22 protein-coding genes are annotated in these 23,492 nt (G+C 42.0%); 16 read left to right on the forward strand and 6 right to left on the reverse strand.

All coding sequences use genetic code 11. The annotated features are described in order from the left end of the window. Positions 1 to 275 precede the first annotated feature (275 nt). From spxA to pepF, 4 genes are all read left to right on the forward strand, one after another. Entirely contained in the window at positions 276 to 674 is a 399-nt protein-coding gene (spxA, locus tag IGJ01_RS06585; protein WP_003127030.1) for a transcriptional regulator SpxA, read from the forward strand. Positions 675 to 826: 152 nt separating this feature from the next. Next, positions 827 to 1,477 (forward strand): adaptor protein MecA, encoded by a 651-nt coding sequence (locus IGJ01_RS06590; RefSeq protein ID WP_016621314.1) that lies wholly within the window; start codon positions 827 to 829, stop codon positions 1,475 to 1,477. Between the two features lie 100 nt (positions 1,478 to 1,577). After that, entirely contained in the window at positions 1,578 to 2,576 is a 999-nt protein-coding gene (locus IGJ01_RS06595; protein ID WP_420657397.1) for a competence protein CoiA, read from the forward strand. 60 nt (positions 2,577 to 2,636) lie between these two features. Next, positions 2,637 to 4,454: an oligoendopeptidase F gene (pepF, locus tag IGJ01_RS06600; protein ID WP_086372733.1), complete on the forward strand. Its 1,818-nt coding sequence runs from the start codon at positions 2,637 to 2,639 to the stop codon at positions 4,452 to 4,454. Positions 4,455 to 4,590: 136 nt separating this feature from the next. Here the strand turns inward: pepF and IGJ01_RS06605 are convergent, their stop codons facing one another. Then, a complete protein-coding gene (locus IGJ01_RS06605; RefSeq protein WP_144330970.1) occupies positions 4,591 to 5,247 on the reverse strand; it encodes a DsbA family protein in 657 nt (218 codons plus the stop codon). Between the two features lie 105 nt (positions 5,248 to 5,352). Beyond that, positions 5,353 to 5,931: a CYTH domain-containing protein gene (locus tag IGJ01_RS06610; protein ID WP_008379748.1), complete on the reverse strand. Its 579-nt coding sequence runs from the start codon at positions 5,929 to 5,931 to the stop codon at positions 5,353 to 5,355. Positions 5,932 to 6,127: 196 nt separating this feature from the next. On the opposite strand from IGJ01_RS06610, the gene IGJ01_RS06615 reads away from it, so the two are divergent. Genes IGJ01_RS06615 through mgtE form a run of 4 tightly spaced genes read left to right on the forward strand, consistent with a single transcriptional unit; the run spans position 6,128 to position 9,885 of the window. Then, positions 6,128 to 6,796, forward strand: a complete 669-nt coding sequence (locus tag IGJ01_RS06615; protein WP_005236729.1) for a GTP pyrophosphokinase — start codon at positions 6,128 to 6,130, stop codon at positions 6,794 to 6,796. Positions 6,797 to 6,801: 5 nt separating this feature from the next. Continuing rightward, on the forward strand, positions 6,802 to 7,599 hold the full coding sequence (locus tag IGJ01_RS06620) for an NAD kinase (RefSeq protein ID WP_301280263.1): 798 nt from the start codon (positions 6,802 to 6,804) through the stop codon (positions 7,597 to 7,599). A 4-nt stretch (positions 7,600 to 7,603) separates the two neighbouring features. Next, positions 7,604 to 8,503: an RluA family pseudouridine synthase gene (locus IGJ01_RS06625; RefSeq protein WP_034872214.1), complete on the forward strand. Its 900-nt coding sequence runs from the start codon at positions 7,604 to 7,606 to the stop codon at positions 8,501 to 8,503. 17 nt (positions 8,504 to 8,520) lie between these two features. Next, the gene (gene mgtE / locus IGJ01_RS06630; protein ID WP_005229714.1) at positions 8,521 to 9,885 is read left to right on the forward strand and encodes a magnesium transporter; all 1,365 of its coding nucleotides are present in this window, start codon (positions 8,521 to 8,523) and stop codon (positions 9,883 to 9,885) included. A gap of 59 nt (positions 9,886 to 9,944) precedes the next feature. On the opposite strand, the gene IGJ01_RS06635 is transcribed toward mgtE, so the two are convergent. Then, a complete protein-coding gene (locus tag IGJ01_RS06635) occupies positions 9,945 to 10,781 on the reverse strand; it encodes an AraC family transcriptional regulator (protein ID WP_005236722.1) in 837 nt (278 codons plus the stop codon). A 144-nt stretch (positions 10,782 to 10,925) separates the two neighbouring features. Here IGJ01_RS06635 and IGJ01_RS06640 point away from each other — a divergent pair, with 144 nt between their 5' ends. After that, positions 10,926 to 12,677 (forward strand): ABC transporter ATP-binding protein, encoded by a 1,752-nt coding sequence (locus IGJ01_RS06640; protein ID WP_077452510.1) that lies wholly within the window; start codon positions 10,926 to 10,928, stop codon positions 12,675 to 12,677. Continuing rightward, a complete protein-coding gene (locus IGJ01_RS06645; RefSeq protein WP_016621320.1) occupies positions 12,664 to 14,445 on the forward strand; it encodes an ABC transporter ATP-binding protein in 1,782 nt (593 codons plus the stop codon). The genes IGJ01_RS06640 and IGJ01_RS06645 overlap by 14 nt, the downstream gene beginning before the upstream one ends. A gap of 75 nt (positions 14,446 to 14,520) precedes the next feature. On the opposite strand, the gene IGJ01_RS06650 is transcribed toward IGJ01_RS06645, so the two are convergent. Continuing rightward, on the reverse strand, positions 14,521 to 15,162 hold the full coding sequence (locus IGJ01_RS06650; protein WP_086332246.1) for a copper homeostasis protein CutC: 642 nt from the start codon (positions 15,160 to 15,162) through the stop codon (positions 14,521 to 14,523). Between the two features lie 102 nt (positions 15,163 to 15,264). Here IGJ01_RS06650 and IGJ01_RS06655 point away from each other — a divergent pair, with 102 nt between their 5' ends. From IGJ01_RS06655 to IGJ01_RS06675, 5 genes are all read left to right on the forward strand, one after another. Beyond that, on the forward strand, positions 15,265 to 16,107 hold the full coding sequence (locus IGJ01_RS06655; RefSeq protein ID WP_016613256.1) for a methyltransferase domain-containing protein: 843 nt from the start codon (positions 15,265 to 15,267) through the stop codon (positions 16,105 to 16,107). 353 nt (positions 16,108 to 16,460) lie between these two features. Continuing rightward, complete coding sequence (gene trmL / locus IGJ01_RS06660; RefSeq protein WP_008379765.1) at positions 16,461 to 16,964, forward strand: tRNA (uridine(34)/cytosine(34)/5-carboxymethylaminomethyluridine(34)-2'-O)-methyltransferase TrmL; 504 nt, start codon at positions 16,461 to 16,463, stop codon at positions 16,962 to 16,964. A 17-nt stretch (positions 16,965 to 16,981) separates the two neighbouring features. Next, positions 16,982 to 17,635 carry a histidine phosphatase family protein gene (locus IGJ01_RS06665; RefSeq protein WP_430601544.1) on the forward strand — a complete coding sequence of 218 codons (654 nt, stop codon included), beginning with the start codon at positions 16,982 to 16,984 and terminating at the stop codon, positions 17,633 to 17,635. A 20-nt stretch (positions 17,636 to 17,655) separates the two neighbouring features. Beyond that, positions 17,656 to 20,316 carry an SF1B family DNA helicase RecD2 gene (gene recD2, locus IGJ01_RS06670; RefSeq protein ID WP_430601545.1) on the forward strand — a complete coding sequence of 887 codons (2,661 nt, stop codon included), beginning with the start codon at positions 17,656 to 17,658 and terminating at the stop codon, positions 20,314 to 20,316. Positions 20,317 to 20,412: 96 nt separating this feature from the next. Continuing rightward, on the forward strand, positions 20,413 to 20,640 hold the full coding sequence (locus IGJ01_RS06675) for a hypothetical protein (protein ID WP_005236708.1): 228 nt from the start codon (positions 20,413 to 20,415) through the stop codon (positions 20,638 to 20,640). Positions 20,641 to 20,739: 99 nt separating this feature from the next. Here IGJ01_RS06675 and IGJ01_RS06680 read toward each other — a convergent pair whose 3' ends face one another. Next, positions 20,740 to 21,363 (reverse strand): response regulator transcription factor, encoded by a 624-nt coding sequence (locus tag IGJ01_RS06680; RefSeq protein WP_008379771.1) that lies wholly within the window; start codon positions 21,361 to 21,363, stop codon positions 20,740 to 20,742. Next, entirely contained in the window at positions 21,360 to 22,469 is a 1,110-nt protein-coding gene (locus IGJ01_RS06685; RefSeq protein ID WP_430601546.1) for a sensor histidine kinase, read from the reverse strand. Before IGJ01_RS06685 ends, IGJ01_RS06680 begins: the two co-directional genes overlap by 4 nt. Before the next feature lie 86 nt (positions 22,470 to 22,555). Here IGJ01_RS06685 and IGJ01_RS06690 point away from each other — a divergent pair, with 86 nt between their 5' ends. Further along, entirely contained in the window at positions 22,556 to 23,488 is a 933-nt protein-coding gene (locus IGJ01_RS06690; protein WP_005236700.1) for an ABC transporter ATP-binding protein, read from the forward strand. The last annotated feature ends 4 nt before the right edge of the window (positions 23,489 to 23,492 follow it).

Below are 23,492 nucleotides of genomic sequence, written 5' to 3' on the forward strand. Positions count from 1 at the left end.
AGAGTATTTTAATATTCTGACATCTTTTTGATACACCTTTGACACACTGTTGTATAAAAGAAGTAATATTAAAAAAAAATTTGATTTTTCTCATTTAAAAATAAACTTTTTGAGTGAAACCTTTTGCCTAAAAGGTTTCGCTTTTAATATAACTTTCGAGTTTTATTAAAAAATATGAGATTTAGACTAGATTTTTTTTAGTTAAACCTGTATAATTGAAATCAAGCGAGGGAACAGGACTTGCTTGATTGAAAATTAAAAAGGAGAGATGCACGTTGTTGACACTATACACTTCCCCAAGTTGCACATCTTGTCGCAAAGCTCGTGCGTGGTTACAAGAGCACGAAATCCCTTTTGTTGAAAGAAATATTTTTTCAGAACCGTTAAATATTTCTGAGCTTAAGGCAATTCTACAAATGACAGAAGATGGCACAGAAGAAATTATTTCCACCAGATCCAAAGTATTCCAAAAGTTGAATATGGATCTAGATGACCTGCCCCTAAAAGATTTATTGACACTTGTTCAAGAAAATCCAGGATTATTGCGTCGGCCAATTATGATTGATGAAAAACGATTGCAAGTTGGGTTTAACGAAGATGAAATTCGTCGGTTCTTACCTAGGGATGTTCGCCAACTGGAACTAAGACAAGCGCAATTAATGGCAGGCTTATAAATTTGACTTCATCGACTCGCTTTCTCGTAGAAAGTGAGTCTTTTTTTTAGTTTTTACGTTTTTCTTAAGAGGATATTCGTTTTCTCTTTACTTTTTATCAGGTTTCGATACAATGAACCTATAGTGAGTAGCAAAAGTGAGGTGTAGCTAATATGGAAATGGAACATATCAATGAGAACACCATTCGTGTATTGATCAAAAGTGAAGACTTAGCTGCGAGAGGCATCACTTTTCTTGACCTTCTAGGAAATCACAATGAAATTGAAAACTTCTTTTACAGTATTCTTGAAGAAGTTGATATTGACGAAGAATTTAAAGGCAGTGAAGCTGTAACTTTCCAAGTCTTGCCTAAAGGCGATGGGTTAGAATTGTTTATTAGCAAAAATCTTCCACCAGAAGGAATGGAAAATTTTGATGAGATGAACGATGAAGCGAATGAAGACATTACCGATATGTTGAAAAAACATGTAGCGGCTCAATTACAAGAGTCAGAGCAAGCAGAAGAAATCGGCAATCGTTTTGTATTTGAGTTGTTGCGATTCGAAGATATGATTCAATTGGCATCCGAAGTATATTTGGATTCCGTTGCAACCAATCTTTACCAAATGGGCAATCATTATTATATTGAAATTCGATTTATGGATGTAGATATTACTGATATTGAAGTGGAAAATGCACTTTCTTATTTGATGGAATTTGCCCAAAGGACTTCAGTGACGCCCGAAGTTTTATCAGAATACGGTGAGTTGATCATGGAAAACGATGCACTTGAATTGACTCGTTTCTATTTCAAGAATGATTAATGGATGAAAATCATTTCCAGCCAAGGACATTTTGACAATGTTTTTGGCTTTTTTGATTGTGTTTGACGAATCTGGCGTACCTCTTATTGAGGTGAGCCAGATGTTGAAAGCGTTGAACCAAAGAAAAGAAGTCATCCTAGCGAAAGGGGCAAAGAAATCCTCGGGCCCTTTTTATTGCCCAGGCTGTCAGAAAGAAGTGATTTTGAGGCAAGGACTTAAGCGACAGTCCCACTTTGCCCATCAAGCCATTACTGATTGTCAGACATACAGTGAAGGGGAGACGAAGGAGCACTTGGAAGCAAAACAACTTTTGTTTGAATGGTATCAAGAGATGGATATTGAACTTGAAGCCTACTTGCCGCAACTTCAGCAGCGACCTGATCTCTGTTACAAAAATATTGCCGTTGAAGTCCAGTGTTCTTCACTCAAGTTTTCACGATTTCTGGAACGAACCAGCACTTATTTAGCAAATGGTTATCAGCCTTGGTGGATCCTAGGGACCAAATTGTATCCGAAACGCCATTGGTCACTTTTGGCAAAAGCCTGCTGTACTTATCCGTCTACTGGCTTTTGCTTGTGGCTCATTGATACGCGAAATCAGGCCTTGGTGCGGCTGCACCAAATCAAATGGCACTATCAAGAAGGGGTAATCAGTCGACGAAGCGTTATACAAAAAGGGGAGCCATACAGGAAAGAGACACTTCGACCTTTGTACGAAGCAGATGAATCAGATACCCATCATTCTATTGAATGGGTAGCAGTCGATTATCGTTTGTGGGTGATTCGAAAACTGCGAAACAGACTGCCTAAAATCAGAGAGATTCAAGAAATAGTATACCCGTTGAATGGGAATGTCTCACAGTTGCCTCTTTGGTGCTATTGTGAAAGTCGGTTTGGCTTTTTATTTGAACACCACATACTGATTTTTCGCTTTCTCTATTTAAGTGAATGTCCCATTAGTTTTGAACAGTGGTTGATTCAGTTGAGGAAGCTGCATTGGCAATGGTGCTTTCCTTTGCTTGATCAAAGAGAAATATTGAGAGAAATCTTTCAAGAATGCCAATATTTAGAAAATTCGGTTTCTTTTTCAAGCCAATGATTTGGTTTCGTTGAAAAGTGTGATAAGATATTTTTAACCAATGAACAAGGAGTGAAGGGAATGTCAGAAACAAAACAATTACCAGCACGTGAATCGATTCCAGTCGAAAAAACGTGGGACTTAACGAAAATCTATGCCGATGATGCGGCTTTTGACATAGAATTTCAAGAAATCCAAGCACAGCTTAAAGAAGCTAGCAGTTACCAAGGCACTTTAGCAGATGGGCCACAAGCCTTCCTATCCGCTTTAGAATTTGTCTTAGATCTTTCTCGCCGTTTAGAGAAACTGTATGTTTACAGTCATTTGAAAAATGATCAAGATACCGCTAATACGACTTATCAAGGCTTATATGCGAAAGCCAGCAGTTTAGTTGCGCAAGTAAGTGAAGCCGTTGCTTGGTTTGATCCCGAATTATTGACGATGTCCGATGAAACGATTTGGGGCTATTTCGATCAAGAACCGAAACTAGCTGTTTATCGTCATATGATCGAAAAAACTATTAACGAGCGGCCCCATGTTTTGCCTGCCGATCAAGAAGCGCTATTGGCCGGAGCAGGCGAAATTTTTGGAGCATCCGGCAACATTTTTTCTGTTTTAAACAATGCTGATTTGGATTTTCCAGTAGTTGAAGACGAAAACGGGGAAAAAGTACAGCTATCTCATGGTGTATACGGTGAGTTGATGGAAAGCACGGATCGGTCTGTTCGGGAAGCGGCCTTTAAAGGTCTCTATGGCGTTTATGAGCAATTCCGCAATACCTTTGCCCAAACCTTAAGTACGAATATCAAAGCCCACAACTTTAAAGCCAAAGCCCGTAAATACGACTCGGCACGCCAAGCCGCTTTGAGTGCCAATCATATTCCTGAAAGTGTCTATGATACCTTAGTGGACGTCGTTAATCAGCATTTGCCATTATTACACCGATATATGGCATTAAGAAAACGCCTGTTGGCTGTCGACACGCTTCATATGTATGATGTGTACACGCCGATTTTAGGGGAAGCACCGATTCGCTATACCTATGAAGAAGCAGTCGAAAAAGCGAAAGAAGCGCTAAAACCATTAGGGGAAGAGTATCTAGCTGTAGTTGAAGAAGCTTTCAGCAATCGGTGGATCGATGTCGTTGAAAACAAAGGCAAACGCAGTGGTGCCTATTCTTCAGGTGCTTATGACACACTGCCTTATATCTTAATGAACTGGAATGATCGATTGGATCAACTCTTTACCCTCGTTCATGAAATGGGACACAGTGTGCATAGTTACTTCACACGGAATAACCAGCCTTATGCCTATGGGGATTACTCGATCTTCTTAGCAGAAATCGCTTCAACCACGAATGAAAATATTTTAACGGAATACATGCTTCGGACTGAGACTGATCCGCGGGTCAAAGCCTATGTCTTGAATCATTTTCTTGATGGATTCAAAGGAACGATTTTCCGTCAAACGCAATTTGCCGAGTTTGAACACTTCATGCACGTGGAAGATGCGAAAGGAACGCCGTTGACCAGTGAATTCTTAAGCGAGAACTATGCCGAGTTAAATGCAAAATACTACGGACCATCAGTTGAAAAAGATCCGGAGATTCGTCTTGAGTGGTCACGCATTCCGCATTTCTATTACAATTACTATGTTTACCAATATTCAACTGGTTTTTCGGCAGCTTCTGCTTTGGCGAAGAAAATCTTAGCTGGCGAACCGGATGCCTTAACTAACTATTTGAACTATTTGAAAGCCGGACGTAGTGATTATCCAATCGAAGTCATGAAAAAAGCAGGCGTAGATATGACGAAAGCAGATTATATTGAAGATGCAATGAAAGTATTTGAGCAACGCTTGAATGAATTGGAAGAACTCGTAAAAGAAATCGAAGCATAATTGAAAAGAGTACAAACCAGTCCGAAAAGGATTGGTTTGTTTTTTTTGTTCCTCCTGCAATGAAAAACGCTGCGCAGCGAGCCAAACACAAGATCATCGTTTGGCTCGCTGCGCAGCGTCGCTATTGAATAGGGTTTCATAAAAGAATCAACCCTCGATCAATTTCATGAATAGTGGAAAGTTTTGGTGCTTTCAAAGACTGAGCTTTTTGCGTAAATGTATCGAGTTCTGTTGCTGTACCACAGACGAGAGGAAGACTTCTCAGTTCCTCTGATCCTTCTAAAAGGACCCCATATTCTTCTTCACTTGAAAAATCATACACCACAGCAGAAGGTGTGATCGTGATGCCCATGTCTTTCGCTACCCTCTGATCGGTGGCAAAGTTCTTTTTCACTAACTCAGATGTACGATCTTCTAGGAACATCTCTAAATCACCGTTCGTTTCTGAAAATAGATCTTTCACTAAGGTGTCGCAATATTCCTGTTTTTCGATCCCTATCCGTTGTTGCAGTTTCAATAAGAAATCCCGAGCAATTTTTTTTCCTTGCAACTGGGCTGCTTTATAATCCAATGACGCAGCATAGATTTGGTTGGTCTGTTCATTTCGCAAGACCAAATCCGCCTTATTCATGGACAAATAGTCCATTGAAACACCTACGGAAAACAAGTTAACGAAAGGCAGGATCTGCAAATGGATTTTTTTGCGGCTCGTGTTTAATTTGTTGAGAATCTCCTTTTCGATATCATAACAAATAGGCCCAATCGGATTAATAAATAAAAAAAGTTCGATCATTTGAATCTCTCCCCAATTAAGATTCTTGAGTAACTTGAAAAACAAAATAAGTATGTTTTATTAAATATAGCAAAAAAACGCGAAAAAAGTAAGCAAAAGGGCATCCTACAATGATTTTTCTTCAACGGCTCGAATGATCTTGTTTTTTGCTGGTCGGTAAGGAACACCAAAAGAATGCAATAACGATTGAAAGGCAAATTTTCCTTGAATTGGCTCACTGACTTCTAGCTCTAACTCATAATCATGCTGTTGACCATACCAGCTTTCATCCAAAGCAAGTAATCCTTCATTGATCGGAAATTCCGCCCGTTTCGTTTTTAATGCTGCGATCATGTGTAATGAATCAGGTTCGATATTCGCTGCTTTTAAGCGTTGAGCAACCACACCTGTTTTTAAAATTTTTTCTGACGCGATCAATGACGCTGCGGTTTCGATTGTCAAAGGATCAGTCGTTTCTAACAGACCGTGTTCAATGGGGGTCTTTAGCGTTAATTCTGCATTGGTAGGAGTCGTGCGAATGCGTAAGCCAAAATGCTTTTCTCGCAGTTTAAAGTCTTGCGTATCAAAGTAATAATTGGTTTGCGTCTTGAAGGCTTTTTCTGACAATTTGTAATAAGCAAGCAACTGGTGGTATTCTTTTTCCGTCAACATTGTTTTATATTCAATCTCTACTTGTTCGACCATTGATTTTCACTCTCTTTCTATTGCAAACATAGTGTACGCTGTTTCAGCTATTCCGTCAAAGAAACTAAACAAAGAAAAGCGGAAACGATTGGGGCAGACAAAAAAATCTTTTGTTTCTGCACTTCTGTCCATTCAGTTTTATTCCAAGAGTATGGTAGAATAAGAGGTATGTTATGAACAGAATCGAGGGAGAAGAATGATTCGAGATTGGGAAGAATTCTTAGCGCCTTATGAACAGGCGGTTTCAGAATTAAAAGTAAAATTAAGAGGCATAAGAAAACAATATCGGGAACAAAACAAACATGTTCCCATTGAATTTGTCACGGGGCGTGTCAAGCCAGTAGATAGCATTTTAACAAAAAGCAAATTACGAGGAATCGCACTGGATCGTCTTGAAGAAGAAATGTCTGACATCGCCGGTTTGCGAATCATGTGTCAGTTTGTGGAAGACATTCACCAAGTCGTTGAACTGTTGCGGACACGTAAAGACATGAAAGTCATTATTGAACGTGACTATATTACCAATAAAAAAGTCAGTGGTTACCGCTCGTATCATCTGGTGATCGAGTATCCAGTTCAATTGATCGATGGAGAAAAAATTATCTTAGCAGAGGTACAAATTCGTACACTGGCGATGAACTTTTGGGCAACGATTGAACATTCATTGAACTACAAATACCAAGGGGAATTTCCCGATGAAATTAGCGAGCGACTACGACGTTCGGCAGAAGCAGCCTACCAGCTAGATGAAGAGATGTCTAATATTCGTGAAGAGATCCAAGAGGCACAGCGGTTGTTTTCTCATGGGAAAGGCAAACGCGGCGGACATGACACGCCCAAGTTGCCGAAGGAGGAATCAGAATGAAAGGCATCCGCGTGGCAATCGTCCATAATCAAGAAAGCAAGTCAGTAGAAGTGACGAAGCGTTTAACTGTCCTCCTGGAGCAGTCTGAAAACAAGATCGATCAAGAGAACCCTGAATTAGTGATCTCTGTTGGTGGAGATGGTACGCTTCTTTCTGCTTTTCACTTGTTCAACCATAAGTTAGACCAAGTACAATTTTTAGGGGTCCATACGGGACACCTCGGCTTTTATACAGATTGGCGTGACTATGAATTGGATGAATTGGTAGAGTCTTTATGCAATGACCATCAAAAGAGTGTCAGTTATCCTTTATTGGATGTCCGAATCACTTATGCAAATGGCAAACCAGACAAGCATTTCCTGGCATTGAACGAATCAACGATCAAACGCGGCAATCGCACCATGGTTGCCGATATTTCTATTAAAGAAGACCTCTTTGAAAAGTTTCGCGGGGATGGCCTCTCGATCTCAACGCCAACCGGCTCAACTGCCTATAACAAAAGTGTTGGTGGGGCAGTATTGCACCCAAGTATCAATGCGTTTCAATTAGCAGAGATTGCTTCTTTGAACAATCGCGTCTTTCGGACACTTGGATCACCGATCGTCGTGGGTCATCACGAGTGGGTCAAAGTGCAACTGCAACAAAGTACCGACTATTTAGTGACGATTGATCAATTTACCATCGAGCAAGAAGAAATCGACGCAATCTATTACCGGATTGCCGATGAACGGATTCATTTTGCGTCTTATCGGCATATGCATTTTTGGAATCGTGTCAAAGATTCCTTTATTGGAGAAGAATAAACTCATGGAATTTACGTATCAATATACCGGACAAGGGCAGCAAGTCAAATATTTTTTGAAGGAACAAGGAGTATCCAAAGGTCTGCTAGCGAAAATAAAATTTCAAGGCGGAAAGATATTTGTGAACGACCACGAGCAAAACGTCTTGTTTTCTTTGGCGCAAAATGATAGGGTAACTATTGTAATTCCTCCTGAAGGGGAACATGAAACGATGCTGGCTGATCCGACACCTATTGAGATTGTGTATGAAGATGCCCATCTGTTAATCGTGAATAAGCCGGCTGGCATCTCATCGATTCCTGCGCAATATCATCCGACTGGCACGATGGCCAATCGAGTCAAGGCCTACTATCAAGCGCAACACTATGAAGATCAAGTGATCCATGTAGTGACTCGCTTAGACCGTGACACATCAGGATTGATGCTTTTTGCAAAACACGGCTTTGCCCATGCGAAGCTGGATAGCCAGTTACGGAAGAAGCAAGTTGTTAAAAAATATCAAGCCCTCGTTGCGGGAGATCTTTCCGCATTATCCGCCCATAGCGAGATCGATTTGCCTATCGCTAGGGACCTGACCTCGCTTTTGAAACGCAAGGTCAGTGAAGAAGGAAAAGAGGCACGTACGGAGTATTGGCTAAAACAGCGCAATTCAGATTGCGCATTAGTCGACATTCAACTACACACAGGCCGGACACATCAAATAAGGGTCCATTTTTCTGCAATCGGTTGTCCCTTACTAGGAGACGAGATGTATGGGGGACCAATGGCTTTTGGGATCAGACGACAGGCACTTCATTGCTGTCAGCTGCAATTCCAGCATCCCTTTACGAATGAACCGTTGGCTTTTGAACTGCCTTTACCTGCAGACATGGCCGCTGTTTGTTCAGCTATCGATAAGCAATAACAAATGAGGTGAAGAGATTGGATGAAAATCAAGAATTAACCGAACGATTTGATCAACTGAATCAAGCACTAAAAGACAATGATATCCAGGGATTTCGTGAGGCATTCTTGGATCTGCATATCTACGAGCAGGGTCAATTCTACCAATCTCTAGAAGCAGACGATCGACAAATCGTCTATACGTATCTATCGCCGAAAGAATTGGCAGACATGTTTGACGTCATTGAAGAAGACGATGAAAACATGGTGGACTATCTTTCAGAAATGCGGCCGGCATATGCTGCAACGATGTTAGCAGAGATGTATACCGATAATGCTGTCGATCTACTGAATACATTGGACAAGAAACAAACGGCCAAATATTTGAGTCTGATGACTGCTGAAGCCGCTAGCGAGATCAAAGAACTATTGCATTATGAAGATGAAACAGCTGGATCATTGATGACAACCGAGTTTGTTTCCATTGTTGCCAACCAAACGGTTCGTTCAGCGATGTATGTCTTAAAAAATGCCGCAGATGTTGCTGAGACGATTTATTATATTTACGTCGTGGATACCGACAACAAACTTGTGGGCGTTATTTCTTTAAGAGACTTGATCATCAATGATGAAGATACCATGATTGCTGATATTTTGAACGAGCGGGTGATGTCGGTTCATGTTGGAGATGACCAAGAGGATGTCGCTCAGACCTTCCGGGATTATGACTTTCTCGCATTGCCAGTCACCGATTATGACGATCACCTATTAGGGATCGTGACCGTCGATGATATCATCGACGTTATCGATGATGAAGCAGCCAGTGATTACTCGGGTTTGGCAGGGGTCAATGTAGAAGAAGTCAGTGAAAACCCGATCAAAGCTTCTTCGAGAAGGTTACCTTGGCTCATCACCTTACTCTTTCTCGGAATGGCAACCGCCAGTTTAATCAGCCATTATGAAGAGTTAGTTAGTGAAGCAAGTATTCTCGCCGTCTTTATCTCACTGATCACCGGAACTGCCGGCAATGCCGGTACCCAATCTTTAGCGGTAGCCGTACGCCGCTTGGCGATCAATGATGATAAAGAAAATAGCTTTATGAAAACAGTGGTCGGTGAGGTGCTTACAGGACTTTTCACAGGAGCTATTACCGGATTGACGATTTTTGCTATTGTGGCTGTCTGGAAACAAAATCCGATTCTAGGGTTTGTGATCGGGATGGCTATGATGTGTGCCATCACAGTAGCCAACTTAGCGGGAAGTTTGATTCCGATGCTAATGGATAAGCTTGGGTTTGATCCGGCAGTGGCGAGCGGTCCGTTTATTACGACCCTCAGTGATTTGACCAGTGTTTTGATCTATTTCAATATTGCCAGTCTTTTTATGAACTATTTTATTCAATGAATAAAAAATAAAAGCAAGCCGATGATTTTTCTTCGAGTGAAGAATCATTGGCTTGCTTTTTAATTTTTTGGTTTTGGCAACACCCCAGAAGGAGAGACGCCATAAAGTTTTTTAAAAGACTTGCTAAAGTGATAGGCATCTTGATAGCCAACTGCAGAGGCGACTTCCTTGATCGTGAGGTTGTCATTTTTTAGCATGTCTTTGGCACGTTTTAGGCGGATTTCTATCAAATAGTTAATGGGGCTGACCCCTGTCGCTTCTTTAAAAATCTTGGAAAGGTACGTCGGACTGAGAAATTGATCTTGTGCCAGTTTTTCCAAGGTGATTTCTTCTTTATAATGATTTTCCAAATAATAGACGGTATAGTTGACGATTTGTTGTTGTCTTCTTTGGCTTTTGGAAAGGTAAGGAACGACATTGATGTGGTCTTCATTTAGTCCGCGTAAAATATAGACGAGCATCTCCATCAAGACAGCTTTTTGCATCAACTGAAACTCATCCCGCTCTTCACTGCTTTCTCGCACCAACTGCCACGCTTTTTCCAAAACTTGATGATGGTATTTGCCTAATTCTAACAATGGGTGTTTGTTGGGGAAAAAATTTCGCTTGAATCCTTCCAAGGAAATATTCTTCAGTCCAATATGCAACTGGTGGGAGCGAGTGCCTTTAGGCTGTAATTCGCAGTGGTCGACACCAGGATTAAAAAGCATGACACTGCCAGCACGAATTTTCTTCGCTGGTTCTTTTTCAAAATAATACGTACTTTCTCCTTCTAACAAGACGCTGATTTCTAAAAAGTCATGATGATGCATTTCTCCATGACTTTCTGCTTGCGTCCATGGGTCAAAGAGATAGATGATTTCGGGATTGAAGGTCCGAGGGTTAACTAAATTCATGGCTGATTCACTCCAATTGGGTGCCCATCTCCGATAAAAAAAGGGAATGGTGCTTCTTACTAATATTTTACATCAAAATGAGTAAGAAAAACCATTCAAATCGCTTTTCAAAACGCTAAGCTTAACAACGAGAGGGGGAATTAGATGAGTAATACACAATGGATCTGGCGCTATGCCAAAAAGAACCGCGGAAAAATCATATTGGCGATCCTGTTTTTAGTGATCAATGCAGCGCTGATCATTGTTAATCCGTACTTGGGAGGAATGGTGATCGATGATGTCATCAATCAGCAAAAAACGCACTTATTGATTCCATTACTGTTGATCATGATCGCAACGACCGTCATTCGCACCATTGTCCGCTATAGTTATCAAATTTTATTTGAACGGGTCGGACAAAATACGCTATACGATTTACGGGAAGACTTGTATCAGAAACTGCAGGAATTGGATTTTGACTTTTTCAATCACACTCGTGTGGGAGATATTATGGCACGAATGACCGGGGATACCGATGCTATTCGCCACTTTGTTTCTTGGGTGACCTATAATATCGCTGAATGTATCTTATGGTTCTTTTCAGCGGTGGTTGTGATGAGCTTTATTGATTGGAAATTGATGCTGGCACTGGTGGCTGTCACACCGATCATTTTTCTGTTGACCAACCGCATGTCTAAAAAAGCACACCCACTGTTTTTTGACATTCGTGAGAGCTTTTCGCGCTTGAATTCAATGGTAGAAGAAAATATTGGCGGCAATCGGGTGGTGAAAGCTTTTGCTCGTGAAAATTTTGAGATCGAAAAATTTCGCTCCTACAACGAAGATTTTAAGACCCGCAACATGGCATCTGCCAAAGTTTCCCGCACTTATCTGCCCTGGCTTGATGGCTTAGCAGGAAGTTTGTCAGTCATTGCCTTAGTCTTAGGCGGAATTTTCGTAATCAATGGGGACATGACCTTAGGAGATCTTGTTGCGTTTAATGGCTATCTATGGATGTTGAACAACCCCATGCGTATGAGCGGCTGGTTGATCAACGATGTTCAGCGATTTTCTGCGGCCTGTATCAAAATTCGACAAATGCTGGCACAAGAATCGAAAATACCGGTTCACCAACAAGAAAAATTAGAACCGATCAAAGGATTTGTGGAATTTAAAGATGTTTCGTTCCACTTTTCAGATGATCCAGAGCAAAATGTACTGGAAAACATCAACTTCAAGATTGGGCCGGGACAAACGTTAGGGATCTTAGGCGAAACCGGCTCAGGAAAAACGACCTTGGTGAATTTAGTCGGACGTTTTTATGACCCGACTGAAGGGGAAGTATTGATTGATGGAAAAAATGCCAAAGAGTATCCTGTGCGCCAAATGCGGGAAAACATTTCAATGGTGATGCAAGATGTCTTCTTGTTTTCTAATACCATCTCTGACAATATTGCCTTTGGAAATCCTTTAGCAGATGAAGGCTTTATTCGCCAAATGGCGGTAGTCGCCGATGCAGATACCTTTATTTCTCGAATGCCTCAAGGCTACGAGACGATTGTCGGTGAACGAGGCGTCGGACTTTCTGGCGGACAAAAACAACGGATCTCTCTTGCGCGGGCCTTAGCCAAAGATCCATCGATCTTGATTTTGGATGACACGACGTCTGCCGTCGATATGGAGACAGAATCGAAGATCCAACAAGAGCTGACAAAATTAACAGGAGAGAAAACGACGTTCATCATTGCCCATCGGATCTCCTCTGTTCGAGAAGCCGATCAGATTTTGATGATGGAAAAAGGTCGGGTCGTTGAACAAGGCACCCACGAAGAACTCGTCAAACTGCGAGGAAAATACTATGAAGTGTATCAAAAACAATTAGGCTTGTCAGGAGGTGAAGACGATGGCGAGAAATAAATTTGATGTCGATGAGGAATTAGACCAGGAATTTAGCTGGAAGGATTTCAAGCGTTTGTCCCAATACGTCGTACCGTATAAAAAAAGTATTGGAAAAGTACTATTTACGATCATCCTGGCAAACTTAGCAGGAATGCTGGCGCCCGTTTTCACGAAGATCGCCATCGACTCATCGATTCCTGAAAAAAATGTCAATCAATTGCTGCTTTTAGGAGCTGCCTTTTTAGTGACCTTGATCGTTATTGGCGTCTGCATGCGTTATCGTATTTACCATATCACGAATATTGGGCAAGATGTTTTGAAGGATATGCGCTTTGATATTTTTGAACATCTGCAGCGGCTGCCGTTTTCTTATTTTGATACAAGGCCCCATGGCAAGATCTTGATCCGCATCGTAAACTACATCAATACACTGAGTGACCTGTTGAGTAATGGCCTGATCAATTTGATTTCCGATGTTTTCAACGTCATCATCACCTTGATCTTTATGTTTGCGATCGACTTCAAATTGACCCTATATTCCCTTGCGTTGCTGCCAATTTTGTTCATCATGGTGATGGTAATCAAAAATAACCAGCGCAAAGCCTATCAGGAGTTGAGTAATAAACAGTCCAATTTAAATGCTTACATTCATGAAAGTATTGCCGGCATCAAGATTACCCAATCCTTCGCACGGGAAGAAGAAAATGCAGAGATTTTCCAAGAAGTCAGCAATGATTATCGGACTTCCTGGATGAAAGCTGTCAAAATTCAGTTTCTCATGTGGCCTGGGGTGCAAAACATTTCAGTCATTACGACTTGCTTGATTTATTTTGTCGGCATTCGCCAAATCGGTGTCGATGTCAGCACAGGTACGTTGATCGCTTTTATCAGTTATATCAATAATTTTTGGAATCCAGTCATCAATATCGGGAATTTTTATAATTCTTTGATTACAGCAACAGCCTATCTTGAACGGATTTTTGAAACGATGGATGAAGTGCCAGATATCGAAGACAAACCAGATGCAAAAGTATTGCCGACGATGAAAGGAACCGTTGATTTTGAACACGTGACCTTCCGATACGAAGAAGGCAAAAACATTCTTTCTGATGTCAACTTCCACATCGAACCCGGGGAAAGCATTGCCTTGGTTGGCCCTACTGGTGCTGGGAAAACCACGATCATCAATTTGCTGAGCCGCTTTTATGATGTCAATGAAGGCAGTGTTAAAGTAGATGGGATGGACGTTCGTGACGTGACGCTGGAATCGCTGCGTTCACAAATGGGGGTCATGCTGCAAGATACCTTTATTTTCTCAGGAACGATCATAGAGAATATTCGCTATGGAAAATTAGATGCGACAGAAGAAGAGATCATCGAAGCAGCGAAAATCGTCCGTGCTCACGACTTTATCACGGAGTTGAAAGACGGCTATCAAACCGTCGTCGAAGAACGAGGAAGCACTTTATCTGCAGGGCAACGACAACTGATTTCCTTTGCCCGAGCGTTGTTGGCTGATCCAAAAATTTTGATCTTAGATGAAGCGACCTCAAGTATCGATACGAAGACAGAAGAATTGCTGCAAGAAGGATTGTTGAAGCTGTTAGAAGGCAGAACCTCTTTTATCATTGCTCACCGGCTGTCCACGATCAAAAATTCTGATCGAATCTTTTACGTGGCAGGGGGCACGATCGCTGAATCGGGTAACCATGATCAGCTAATGGCACAAAAAGGCTTGTACCACCATTTGTATCAATCACAATACGACTTACTGCAAGCCATCTAAAAAGAATCCCCACAAACGATGCGTTCTCATCGTTTGTGGGGATTTCTTTGCGTGATTCTTTTGTGTCACGCAAGCTCAATCATTAAAGTCGACGATTCTGGTTCCATGAACTTCTTTTACACCTAATGTATCAGCAACTTGTTGGGCATTTTCAAAGGAAATGCCACCGCCAGGTAAAATCGTTAAACGCTCACCAGCATAGGCGATCAATTCTTTCAGATGATCGAAGTTGTCTTCAATCGGAGTCCCTGCAGCACCACCATGGGTCAAAATCCGCTGTACGCCATGCTCAGCTAACCAATCGATCGCTTTAAATTGGCGCGCTGCAGGAATCGCGTCGAAGGCCATGTGAAAAGTAACCTGCAAGCCTTCTGCGGTTTCTAACAATAGCTCCAATGCTTCTTCGTCTAACCAGCCGCTAGGAGTTAAGCAACCTAGAACAACGCCGTCTGTTCCTAATTTTTTTGCTTCGATCAAGTCGGTATGCATGATTTTCAATTCTGTATCATTGTAAACAAAATCACCGCCCCGAGGTCGAATGATCGTCATAACGGGTATTCCTTTTTCGCCAGCATATTGCAGGACTTCTTCTTGCACGCCGGTACTTGGTGTTGTTCCGCCGACTGCTAAATTATCACAGAGTTCGATGCGTTGGGCACCTCGGGCGATTGCTAAGGGAATATTGGTATAATTTTCTGCACAAAATTCTTTTAACATGATTTACCTCCAATAGATGGGTGTTCAATTGATTTGTTATTCTATCCACTAGCATTCTACCACAAGAATATGCTAAAGTAGAGCAGAGATGAGGGAAGTTGAATGTTAAAAAAAATCGATCGCGGGCGCCTTTTTTTAAACGCCCATTATCACTTATTTGAATGTCCGTTGTGCCGCCAAGCATTTTTCCCGACCGAAAATGGCTTGGTTTGTCCAAATCGTCATCGATTTGACTTATCAAAGAAAGGCACACTTTTCTTTTTGGATCATCAAGTTAAAGCAGATTATGATCAAGCACTGTTTTTGCCGCGTCAACGTATGATCGCTAGCGGCATGTATGCACCAGTCCTTGAGACCATCAAAGCAGCTTTGGGGGATGCTGAGTATCTTTTAGATGTCGGTTGCGGTGAAGGCAGTTTCCTTGCACAGATGGTCAATGAAAAGACCCAAGCGGCTGTCGGTTTTGATATAGCCAAAGACGGGGTCTATCTAGCTACCAATCAAAACGTACCCGCTTTTTGGTGTGTGGCGGATCTGACTAAGTTACCGTTTGCTGAAGCGAGCTTTGATACGATTTTCAATCTGTTTTCACCGTCAAATTACGGGGAGTTCAACCGCATTCTAAAAAAGGGTGGCCAGTTGATCAAAGTCGTCCCAGCAGCGGATTATTTAAAAGAACTACGAGCCGCTTTTTATCCTGATGACGAAACAAAACAGCAGTATTCGAATGAACGGGTCGTTAGCAAATTTTTTGAACACTATCCCACCGCATCCCGTCAAAGAGTAACGCATGTTTTTGCGATTCCTGAAGAAAATCGGCAAGATTTACTTGCCATGTCGCCGTTAGAGTGGGGGGCTTCGGAGGAAAGGAAAGAAAAGCTGCGTCAAACCCCTTTGGCACAGATAACTGTTGATGTTGAGGTGTTGATTGCGAAAATTTCCTGAAAATATTTTGAACTTTTTTGTTATTTACTCTTGCAATCATGCCATGGGAGTGATATATTGTTCTCAAGTCATTTTTCATTGGTTTTTATCAGGTTCCTGTTCTGATAAAAGTTAGTGAAAAGAGCTTCACTAACGTAACGACTCGCAGTGATCGACACCGAGTTGGTACGTTTTTTTTTATGCCCAAAATTCAACTTAAAAAATGTCTTTTTCAAAAAACAAGCGTGCCAAAATATGGTACTATAGAAGTTATTGAAGAAGCTATTGAGAATCAATTGTAAAACGCAAGATACAGAGACACAAATCAATGCGAGAACCGATCGGCAATATCCGATCGAAAGGAGTTTTTATCTATGAATCACATCGTTCTTTTTGAACCTCAGATCCCGGCCAATACGGGGAACATTGCACGTACTTGTGCAGCAACAAATACTCATTTACACTTAATAGAGCCACTAGGCTTTTCAACGGATGACAAGCAATTGAAGCGGGCAGGACTTGATTATTGGCATGATGTCAATATCACCTATCACAAAGATTTGGCTACTTTTATGGACTTTTTAGGAGAGCGTCCGTTGTACCTGATCTCGAAATTTGCCAATCGCGTGTATTCTGACGTCGATTATACCGCGGATGATGATCAGTTCTTTATTTTTGGGAAAGAAACGACGGGGCTTCCGGAAAGCTTTATGCGTGAGCATGCCGAAAAATGCCTACGCATTCCGATGAATGATGAGCATGTTCGTTCCCTAAATCTATCAAATACGGCTGCTTTGATCATTTATGAAGTTTTGCGGCAGCAAGGCTTCCCACAGCTGGAATTGACACACCATTATGAGAACGACAAACTAGATTAAGAAACGAGGCTTGTTCGATGCAATTATACTTTACCCGTCACGGAAAAACAGAGTGGAACCAAGCGCGCCGCTTTCAAGGGATGCTAGGGGATTCACCGTTATTGCCGGAAAGTCATGAAGAGATCAAACTGCTCGGTGATCATCTGGCTGCTATTCCTTTTGAGAAGATTTATTCAAGCACGTCTTTACGAGCAAAAGTAACTGCCCAAGAGATCCAAACAAGGCTCCATCACCCTGTTGAAATTATTTATAATGAGAACCTGCGTGAGATCGGACTTGGTGAATTAGAAGGACGTTCTATCGATGAAATGCATGAGAAGTATCCTCAACAATTGACTGATCTGCGTAATCATCTTGATCGCTACGATCCCAGTGCCTTTAAGGGAGAGCCGATCCAAGAAACATTGAGCCGGATCGAGACCGTCGTCATGGATGCGGTGATGCAGCATGAAGGCCCATTATTGTTCGTCGGTCATGGGGCATCCTTTACGACTGCTATCCAGTGGCTTGCAGGCAAACCATTAGCCGAATTAAGAGAGCAAGGTGGATTAGTCAATAACAGCGTTAGCTTATTAGAGACGAATGAACAAAAAGTATTGCCTTTTGAACTAAAAGTTTGGAATGAAGCAAGCTTTTTAAGCAATCAGGCAGGATTAGACGCTTTATTGTAAACCATGAAAGGAGCGGCACCATGATTCCAGAAAGAACGTTTTTTGTCGGCCATGTTGCCGCCATCTTTTTCCAGAATCCCAGCAATTTTTATAAAGTACTATTAGTTAAAGTCACTGAGAATAATGCCGACTACAAAGACTCGGAGATCGTCGTTACTGGTAGTTTCGGCGAAATCCAAGAAGAGGAAAAGTATCGGTTTTTTGGTGAGCTGGTCAATCATCCCAAGTATGGCGTCCAGTTGAAGGCCGAAAGCTACCAACAAGAACAACCGACCTCTGAACAAGGGTTGATCGCCTACCTTTCTGGAGAAAAATTTCCTGGGATCGGCAAGAAGACCGCTGAAAAAATCGTTGATCTTTTAGGAGAAGAAGCGATCGACCGGATGCTGGAAGAACCGGCATTGTTGGAGCAGATTCCAGGGTTAAATGAAAGTAAGCAAAAAATGATTTTAGATACCGTTCGGCAAAACCATGGGATGGATCAAGTAATCGTTGGCTTGAGTCGCTATGGCTTTGGTAGCCAGCTATCTTTTGCTATCTATCAAGCCTACAAAAATGAGGCGCTATCCATTATTGAGGAGAATCCATATCAGCTGGTGGAAGACATTGAAGGCATTGGCTTTAAACGCGCAGATGGCATCGCTGAACAGCTGGGGATCGAAGCTTCGTCACCGCAACGGTTTCGAGCGGCGGTCTTGCATCAAATCTTCGCCCAGTCCTTGCAGACGGGCAATACCTTTATCCACGCCCAAGATTTGTTAGAGCAGACACTGCGCCTATTAGAAACGAGCCGCCCCATTGAGATTGCGCCTGACGATTTGGCATCAACGATCATTCATCTAGTGGAAGAAGGAAAGATCCAACAAGAAGAAACCCGTTTATATGAAAATAGTTTGTACTTTTCTGAATGGGGAATTGCCAGTTCCATCGAACGCTTGCTTTCCCGCAAAAAAGAAATCGTCTATCCTGAGAAAAAAATCAGTAAAACGTTACGTAAAATAGAAAAGCACTTAGGCATCACCTATGGTTCCTCGCAAGAAGAAGCGATCAAAGAAGCAATCCGATCGCCATTGTTTATTTTGACAGGTGGCCCAGGTACTGGGAAAACAACAGTGATCAATGGGATCGTACAATTATTTGCTGAGTTGAACGATTTGGACTTAGAACCATCAAAATACAGCGACGAAACCTTTCCGATTCTCTTGGCAGCACCGACTGGTCGAGCCGCCAAACGGATGAACGAAACGACTGGTTTGCCAAGTGGTACGATCCATCGTTTGTTAGGATTGAATGGCCGTGAAAAAGCACCATCGATTAGTCCCAAAGAGTTAGAAGGCGGTTTACTGATCGTCGATGAGATGTCAATGGTCGATACGTGGTTGGCGAATACGCTCTTTAAGTCGATCCCTACAAACATGCAAGTGATTTTTGTGGGGGATAAAGATCAGCTTCCTTCTGTGGGACCAGGACAAGTCCTTCATGATTTGCTAGCGATCGATGCGATTCCGAAACAAGAATTGACGGAAATCTATCGTCAAGGAGATGGATCAAGTATTATTCCACTGGCCCACGCCATCAAAAACGGGCAGCTGCCTGCTGATTTTACACAAAACCAAAAAGATCGTTCTTTCTTTGCTTGTGATGCGTACAAGATCGAACCGTTGATCGCTCAGATCGTGAAACGGGCGAAAGACAAAGGTTATACGCCGCAAGATATTCAAGTGTTGGCGCCGATGTATCGTGGGGCAGCTGGGATCGATGCTCTGAATAAAATGATGCAAGAGATTTTTAACCCCAACGATGGAACCAAAAAAGAGGTCACCTTCAATGATACGGTGTATCGTATCGGCGATAAGGTCTTGCAGTTGGTAAACTCTCCTGAAGATAACGTGTTTAATGGCGATATGGGCCAAATCGTTGGGATCACTCTAGCCAAACAGTCGGAAGACAAGGTTGACGAACTGGTCATTCAATTTGATGCCAATGAAGTGACCTATAAGCGTAATGAATGGAACAAGATCACATTATCCTACTGTTGTTCGATCCATAAATCCCAAGGTAGTGAATTTCAAATGGTTATTTTGCCGATGGTTCATCAATACCAGCGTATGCTGCAGCGCAATTTGCTATATACCGCTGTGACTCGCAGCAAAGAGATGCTGATTTTACTTGGTGAACCGCAAGCCTACCAAACCTGTGTCAGTCACGAATCTGCCACTCGCTTAACGACATTAAAAGAACGTATCAATGGCACGGAAGAAATGACGCCGCTGCAACGGGCGAAATTGGCTCAGTTTGAGGAAGCCGATGATCCGTTTTATAATGATTCCTCTGAGAACACGAAGGCAAAAATGGTAGCTTCGAAGCCAAAGGAAAATCCCAGCACTGAAGCTACTGCTAACCAGCAAGCGACAGAAAAGTCACCAGATAGTGGGTTGGACTTGTTTGCTTTTGCCGAGCCTGAGCCGTCGGCACCAAATCAGACAGAAACGGCCAAGCCTCTGTCAGGGGATAAGGTCCTAAGTGAAGGGACTACGGGGGAAGAAGCACTCATCGAAGAAACGCAAAACGATGGTGTGCTGACCTTAACGATGGTCAAAAAGCATTTAGTAGATCCAATGATTGGGATGAAGGACTGTTCTCCGTACGACTTTATGCCCGTAAAAAACGAGGGATTATAACGATGAGAAAATGCTAAAAATGGGTTGTTAGTGAGCGCTTTCTTTTGGTTTTTCAGCTTCTTATGCTAAGCTGAAATCAAAAGGAGGCGTTACATTATGGCGAAAGAAACCGAAGACAAATTAGCAAAACTCGCAAAAGAATCTGGCAACGACTTTAAGAAATTGGATGAGATGGAAAAAGAATTTAAATTAGATGAAAGCCCTGATGCAGAACGAGGCGAACGGGAAGAATCAGGATTAGAAAAAACGTTAGATAAGGCGCCGATTTTCCCGCCTAACACACCAAATAACCCAACGAATCCTGGCAGTCCTGGAAATCCATGATTTTATACCAAGAAGAAACCAACTGTTGAATAATCGAATAGAAAGAAACCTGAAGAATGCAAAGGCGCATTTCTTCAGGTTTTTTGTGTCTAACGAGACTCACTGTAAATGCTGATAAAAATAGATTGCTAATTGCGTGCGATCCCGTAACCCCAGCTTTTCTAGTAATTGGCTGATGTAATTACGAACGGTTCCATCACTCAAATACAAGGCATCGGCGATTTCTTTATTGTTTTTACCCGCTGCTACTTCTTTGATGATCGCAAATTCACGTTCGCTAAAGGAAGCTTGATTGTCAATTGATGGTTCGTTCTTCATTAGCTGTGTGAAGGTCTCAACGATTTCATTCCCAAAGACAACTTGGCCATTATAAGAGGCTTTGACAGAAGGGATGATTGCCTGTAAATTCTGTTTGATCAAATAACCTTTCACACCGATGGAAAAGGCTTCTCGAATGTATTCTTCATCTTTGAAGGTAGTCAATAGCAAAAGGATCGCGTGGGGAAATTTAGCCAGTATTTCTTTGGCAGCATCGATCCCAGTTTGTTCCGGCATGCGGATGTCCGTCAGCAAAACGTCAGGACGATGAGTTTCATAGAGGTCAATGGCGTCTTTGGCACAATGACCGATGCCTAATACACGAATTTCTTCTGTGCTTTCTAAAATGGTTTGCAACGAGGTCGTCACAAACGGATCATCGTCAATAATAACTACAGTAATCATTGGTGTTCCTCCTTTGGTAAAATGATCGTCAACTGAAAGCGTTGGTTTTCTTGTAAGATATGAACTTGTCCTTGTTGTTCTTGGACCCGTTGACGCATCGTTTTCAGACCGATTCCAGTTTTAGCAATTTGAGATCCGCGGATGCCATCATTGGTGATTTGCAAGCGGAAAAAAGCAGGCAGTGTCCGAAAATGCAAGACAACGGTTTTGGCATGACTGTGTTTGATGCTGTTGGTCAAGGCTTCTTTGATCACCATTAAGAAACAATTTTGCTGGGCTTCGTTCAATCCTTCAAATAAGGTTCCTTCAATCGTGACTGAAGATGGAAAATCAGCAATCAGAAACTCTAAGGACTGTTGGAAAGTAATCGATGTCTCATGGAGATCATGAACGCTTTGGCGGATACGATCCATCCCAGTGTGAACCGTAGCACTCAAATTTGCTAAGGGCTCATTCAGTTTTGGTTCTTGATTGATCATTTCAAGTGCGCCAATCTGCAAAATGGCACTCGACAGCAGATGGCCAACATTGTCATGGATATCTCGCGCGATTCGATTTCGTTCTTCGGCAATTTGTAAGGCCAATTTTGTTTCTTGTGATAAGGCTAGTACTTTGTTTTGATGCGATAATTGCTGCTGTTTTTCCCAATGAGTATCTTTTGAAGCGATGTACTTTTTCTCAAGAGCAGACATTCGCTGTTCTTTTTTACGTAAGTAAAAAGCAAAAAGCAACAAAAGGATGACAAAGGCGATCTTGGAGGGGGATTGATTGCCAACTGTTGCGATCAATAAAAATCCTAATAAAGATAGAATGTCATCTTTTCTTTCTTCAGGAGCGATCACCCGCATCATTGCAGGCAGAAAGAGGGCAAGCTCTGGCCAAAAAGTACATAGAAGCAATAGAATAACTTGAAAAAACCAGCTTGCTTTCCTAGGCAATAAATAACTGACACCAGTGAAGAAAATAGCGATCAGCAAAAAAATGACTTGTACGGCAACAAATCCTTGATTTACCAATAGAAGCAATGAGATAGCGAGTAGAAAGCCAGCTTCGCTGAGTAGTCGAGATTTGGACATGGCAGACTCCTTCATTGTGACAAATGTCATGGTTGTTTTGGTCAATCGTCACTAGTTTCTTTTCTTAAACTTTATTATAGTCAGATTAACAAGAAATTTGGAAGGAGTTTTTCATCATGATTATTGAAATTGATAAATTAGTTAAACGCTATGGTGATTTTGTGGCATTGAATCATTTTGATCTGCAAGTACAAGAAGGGGAAGTTTTAGGATTATTGGGACCAAACGGTAGTGGGAAATCGACTGCTATCAATTGTATGCTCTCTTTGCTAAATTATGACAAAGGCACCATTAAACTGTTTGGATCAACCATGACCCCTGAAAACTATGCCGTTAAAGCAATGATCGGCGTCGTTCCTCAAGATGTTGCCGTCTTTGAAGAACTAAGTGTACAAGAAAATATCGATTATTTTTGTGGTTTATATGTTGCTGACAAAGAGAAACGGCAAGCATTGATCGAAGAAGTCATACAATTAGTGGGATTGGAAAATTTCGTGACTTTCCATCCAGGTGAGCTGAGTGGTGGCTTGAAACGACGGTTGAATATTGCCTGTGGGATCGCTCATAAGCCACGCTTGATTTTTTTAGATGAACCAACAGTCGCCGTCGATCCCCAAAGTCGTAATAAAATTTTGGAAAGCATCAAAGAGCTGAATCGCCAAGGAGCAACGATCGTTTATACGACCCATTACATGGAAGAAGTGGAAATTCTTTGTGACCAGATCGTGATTATGGATCAGGGACAGGTGATTGCCAAAGGGACCAAGGAATCTCTGAAAGACATGGTACGCACGGCAGATCGTTTGACCATCGACATCCCCTTACTGCCAGACCATGTATTGGCTACAATTCAAACCACCATTACTGCTGACGGGATCGTTTATAAAGAGGGACAGCTCCAAGTAACAACGACGGAACTCAATACGGTCTTGCTCCCCATTTTGACGCTCTTACAAGCAGAGAAAATCAGTTACGGAAAAATTGCAACCAAAGAAGCGACCTTAAATGATGTCTTTTTAGAGATCACGGGCAAGGAATTGAGAGACTAAAGGA

This window comes from Enterococcus sp. AZ089, assembly GCF_050547225.1.
Taxonomy (GTDB): Bacteria; Bacillota; Bacilli; order Lactobacillales; family Enterococcaceae; genus Enterococcus_D; species Enterococcus_D entomosocium.

Bases quoted from the DNA above. Each gene is read 5' to 3' on its own strand.
- IGJ01_RS06590 (WP_016621314.1), top strand. From the start codon at position 827: ATGGAAATGGAACATATCAATGAGAACACCATTCGTGTATTGATCAAA.
- IGJ01_RS06595 (WP_420657397.1), top strand. From the start codon at position 1,578: ATGTTGAAAGCGTTGAACCAAAGAAAAGAAGTCATCCTAGCGAAAGGG.
- pepF (WP_086372733.1), top strand. From the start codon at position 2,637: ATGTCAGAAACAAAACAATTACCAGCACGTGAATCGATTCCAGTCGAA.
- IGJ01_RS06605 (WP_144330970.1), bottom strand. From the start codon at position 5,247: ATGATCGAACTTTTTTTATTTATTAATCCGATTGGGCCTATTTGTTAT.
- IGJ01_RS06610 (WP_008379748.1), bottom strand. From the start codon at position 5,931: ATGGTCGAACAAGTAGAGATTGAATATAAAACAATGTTGACGGAAAAA.
- IGJ01_RS06615 (WP_005236729.1), top strand. From the start codon at position 6,128: ATGATTCGAGATTGGGAAGAATTCTTAGCGCCTTATGAACAGGCGGTT.
- IGJ01_RS06625 (WP_034872214.1), top strand. From the start codon at position 7,604: ATGGAATTTACGTATCAATATACCGGACAAGGGCAGCAAGTCAAATAT.
- IGJ01_RS06635 (WP_005236722.1), bottom strand. From the start codon at position 10,781: ATGAATTTAGTTAACCCTCGGACCTTCAATCCCGAAATCATCTATCTC.
- IGJ01_RS06640 (WP_077452510.1), top strand. From the start codon at position 10,926: ATGAGTAATACACAATGGATCTGGCGCTATGCCAAAAAGAACCGCGGA.
- IGJ01_RS06645 (WP_016621320.1), top strand. From the start codon at position 12,664: ATGGCGAGAAATAAATTTGATGTCGATGAGGAATTAGACCAGGAATTT.
- IGJ01_RS06650 (WP_086332246.1), bottom strand. From the start codon at position 15,162: ATGTTAAAAGAATTTTGTGCAGAAAATTATACCAATATTCCCTTAGCA.
- IGJ01_RS06655 (WP_016613256.1), top strand. From the start codon at position 15,265: ATGTTAAAAAAAATCGATCGCGGGCGCCTTTTTTTAAACGCCCATTAT.
- trmL (WP_008379765.1), top strand. From the start codon at position 16,461: ATGAATCACATCGTTCTTTTTGAACCTCAGATCCCGGCCAATACGGGG.
- IGJ01_RS06665 (WP_430601544.1), top strand. From the start codon at position 16,982: ATGCAATTATACTTTACCCGTCACGGAAAAACAGAGTGGAACCAAGCG.
- recD2 (WP_430601545.1), top strand. From the start codon at position 17,656: ATGATTCCAGAAAGAACGTTTTTTGTCGGCCATGTTGCCGCCATCTTT.
- IGJ01_RS06675 (WP_005236708.1), top strand. From the start codon at position 20,413: ATGGCGAAAGAAACCGAAGACAAATTAGCAAAACTCGCAAAAGAATCT.
- IGJ01_RS06680 (WP_008379771.1), bottom strand. From the start codon at position 21,363: ATGATTACTGTAGTTATTATTGACGATGATCCGTTTGTGACGACCTCG.
- IGJ01_RS06685 (WP_430601546.1), bottom strand. From the start codon at position 22,469: ATGACATTTGTCACAATGAAGGAGTCTGCCATGTCCAAATCTCGACTA.
- IGJ01_RS06690 (WP_005236700.1), top strand. From the start codon at position 22,556: ATGATTATTGAAATTGATAAATTAGTTAAACGCTATGGTGATTTTGTG.